This is a genomic window from Pseudomonas sp. LAM2023, assembly GCF_016620375.1.
GTDB lineage: Bacteria > Pseudomonadota > Gammaproteobacteria > Pseudomonadales > Pseudomonadaceae > Aquipseudomonas > Aquipseudomonas anuradhapurensis.
Genome location: NZ_JAENHV010000013.1, coordinates 1 through 2438, shown reverse-complemented (window position 1 = coordinate 2438; position 2438 = coordinate 1). Strand labels below are relative to the sequence as shown.

The window sequence follows — 2438 nt, the reverse complement described above, 5'->3', positions numbered from 1 at the left end:
CTGCGGCTTTACCCTGTTCGGCTGGGATGGCGACACCTTGGCCTGGGAAAGCTCACCGCCAAGGGACGATGGCGATACTGGCCGTACCGTGCATTACCTGTACGAGCCGGGCAGCTTTGCGCCGGTCGCTCAGGCGCTGCGCAAGAGCCCGATCCGTTTGCACAAGCAACCGGACTGGAGCCAGCGCGAATACGATTTTGACCAGAATCCGCTGTGGCATACGGGTGAAGCCGCAGGCGTTTGACGCGATTGCCTGGTATCAGTGCGACCATCTCGGTACGCCGATGGAGCTGACCGATGAGCAGGGCAATGTTGCTTGGGCGGGGCAGTACAAGGCGTGGGGTGAAGTCAAAGAGGAGCGCTCGGACTGGGCGAAACAGCATGGCCTGGGCAACCCGATTCGGTTCCAAGGCCAGTACCATGACCATGAGACGGGGCTGCACTACAACCGCAATCGGTACTATGACCCTGAAACGGGACGGTTTATCGGTCAGGACCCAATTCGTTACTCTGGTGGGTTGAATCTCTTTGCGTATGCAGCTAACCCTGTCGAATGGATCGATCCGCTTGGATTGAGCAAGTACATTCCCGCGCCATCGAGTTTGCCCGGCTTCTCGGATGCCGTGCGCGTAAAACCGAAGACGCCGGTACTAGGAGGGGGCGAATTACGGAAGCGTTGGAAGCGAGCAAACGGATGCATTTGCGAGTGGGACTCTCAGCATGGTGAAGTTGAAATGTACAACAAGCGAGGGAAGCACATGGGCGCATTTGATCCCGAGACGGGCGAAGCTATATCTGGCAAGGGAGCTGACCCAACGAGAACGATTGAACCATGAGTGAAGAAAACGTATATCGCTACATTTCGGTTTTTGAAAAGAATGGCGAGGTGCATGTGAGGGATATTTTATTTTCAAGCGCACCTAGTCTTGACTTGCTTCAGAAGATATTCTTGGGTGGTGCCGATGATCCAATGTACGATGAGTATGCTATAGACGCTAATAAGGCGTTTCAACTCGCACCATTTGTGAAAGAGGCGTTTGATCTGAAGAGATTTGAATATTTTCTTTCTTGCGATAGTTGAGCGTAGAAGTAGAGGGAGATCGATTCTATCGCTTCGGATGTTTATGAGGAAAGGATCTCTGCTGAGCAGGCGCGAGCAAAAATTTCTGCACTTCAGATTCGGAATAGAGCGATGCTAAAGTCGCCGGCCATCCCAGGTGTTTCGCCAATCAGACTGAGCTAATACTAATGAAATACTATATGATGTCGTGTAGAAAAGAGCCTGGCTGCCCAGTAGGTTTGTTAGACGTGGTTCTCTTTGATAAGAGCTATGATGACTGGGATAGCGTTGAATATGGATATTTTCCTTGGTATGCAAATTCGGTAAGGCGCCGGCCACATGAAAAGCTACCCGAAGGACTGATAATGGTTGGGCGTTCAAAAAAGTATATTTTTGGAGTGCGCCAGATAACACGTGATTTTTACGCAATGAGTAGTGATTTCTACAAGGCATGCTTAAGCAGTGGAGTTGATTTTTCTGACATTGAGAAAGTGGATTTTAAAGTGTCAGGTGGGGGTGAGGTCAATCCTGTGAGCTATTATGTTGGTATGTTTGATAGTTACGATATCGATAGCATTGTCTCTTCTGATGCGAGCTTGAGTTTTGATGAGTTTGGTAAGGTGGTGGCTTTCTCGCAATTGGATTTTAATGATGGGCCCTTTGCGCCAGTTTTCAAGATCAAGGGGCTCCGTGCGCAAGTTGATACGCTTTTTTGCAATGAAGATTTTGTAAGGGCTGCGCTCGATAATAATGTTAGAGGGGTTGATTTTTTGGCGTTGGATGAATTTGGTTCTGCTGCCCTTGAGTCTATCTAATGAAGAGGTTTTTTTGCTACTTTCTATATTGGATCGTGAATTTGTAGGTCGGCTTAGATTATACAGGCTTGAAATGGATGTGTGACAAGGTGGCATTCGAATGGCAGATTTATCTGCTGCTCAAAGGCGCTCCTGTTCAGTTGTTTTGTTCCTGGCACCAGCTGCGCGCGGCAGGTGCCTGCTGATCACCATTGCACCGCGTCTGAACGAAGCCAAGTACTACAAGGGTTTGCCTTAGACCTACCGCCTGGCCACCACCAGCGATCAACAGGAAAGCTCGGAGGAATTGGCCAACTAGATAAGGGTCCATCACCCCGGCACATTGGACACAATTTCCACCCCGTCGACAGCCCGGATTGCTTCGCCTACACCCCGGCCGGCTTGGTCAAGGCGATCAAGGATGCCATCGGCAACGAGAAGAAACTCGCCTACAACGACGCCGGGCAGTTGCTCGAGTACACCGACTGCTCCGGCAAGACCAGTCACTGGGCCTACAACGCCTTCGGCCAACTGAGCGAGTTCACCGATGCGGCGGGCAACAAGACCGCCTATGAATACCAGGC

General features: G+C 50.7%; 3 protein-coding genes and 2 pseudogenes. All 5 read left to right on the top strand.

Annotated features, from left to right (window positions below):
- Positions 1-581: pseudogene (locus JKP78_RS05115) on the top strand (RHS repeat-associated core domain-containing protein); the annotation flags it as partial.
- A gap of 42 nt (positions 582-623) precedes the next feature.
- Complete coding sequence (locus tag JKP78_RS25370) at positions 624-836, top strand: colicin E3/pyocin S6 family cytotoxin (protein WP_442793965.1); 213 nt, start codon at positions 624-626, stop codon at positions 834-836.
- Entirely contained in the window at positions 833-1081 is a 249-nt protein-coding gene (locus tag JKP78_RS05110; protein ID WP_200626172.1) for a DUF7683 domain-containing protein, read from the top strand. The genes JKP78_RS25370 and JKP78_RS05110 overlap by 4 nt, the downstream gene beginning before the upstream one ends.
- Before the next feature lie 167 nt (positions 1082-1248).
- Positions 1249-1875, top strand: coding sequence for a hypothetical protein (locus JKP78_RS05105; RefSeq protein ID WP_200626171.1), 627 nt, complete (start codon positions 1249-1251; stop codon positions 1873-1875).
- Between the two features lie 357 nt (positions 1876-2232).
- Positions 2233-2438 (top strand): annotated as a pseudogene (locus JKP78_RS05100) (hypothetical protein); the annotation flags it as partial.